The following is a 549-nucleotide window of genomic DNA, read 5'->3' as shown; positions in this document are numbered from 1 at the left end:
CCTGCTGTGGCTGGCGGTCGCCCTGGCGACCGGCGGTGGCGAATAACAACAACACCAACAACAACAACAACAACGAAGGAGGCGGTATGCGGCAGGCGAAAGGCCCGTCACGGCGGGTGATGTGGTGGGGACTGCTGTTCTGCGCCCTGTCCTGGGGCAGCGCCCTGGTGCTGATGCTGGCGCTGGTCCGGCCGGACTGACGCCGCCGTCAATGACCACCCGGACCGGCGCGCCGCGCCCGGCCGGCCCTTCATCCCTGACACAAGGAGAACACCACCATGCGCAAGTTACCCGCCGSGTTGCCGGCAGACCGCCTGAGGGACGCTGATGCCYTCGGGGACGACGAGGGGGCCCACGGCGGCGACCTCTCCCGGGCGCTCAGCAGCCTGCAAATGGAGGCCGGGCCCCGGGAGCACTACCGGCGCCTGACGGACCAGGCGGCCGCGCTCGAGCGCGCGCAGCTGTATGCCCCGGCCGAAGAGCTCTGGCAGCAGGCGACCCTGCTGGCGACGACGCACCTCGACGCCGACTGGTGCGAGGCAAGGCGCG

At 70.9% G+C, this 549-nt stretch carries 2 protein-coding genes; both read left to right on the top strand.

What is annotated here, in order from left to right; all coding sequences use genetic code 11:
- Nucleotides 1–200, top strand: a 200-nt coding sequence (locus ADK28_RS32115; RefSeq protein ID WP_161802705.1) for a hypothetical protein, incomplete at its 5' end; no start/stop codon positions are given.
- 78 nt (nt 201–278) lie between these two features.
- Nucleotides 279–549: ANR family transcriptional regulator (locus ADK28_RS08470; RefSeq protein WP_048795413.1), on the top strand; the 271-nt coding region annotated here is incomplete at its 3' end.

This window comes from Serratia sp. 506_PEND (assembly GCF_001076875.1).
Lineage (GTDB): Bacteria > Pseudomonadota > Gammaproteobacteria > Enterobacterales > Enterobacteriaceae > Serratia > Serratia marcescens.
Note: the sequence above shows the minus strand (reverse complement) of the source record. Positions and strands in the feature narration are given on the sequence as shown.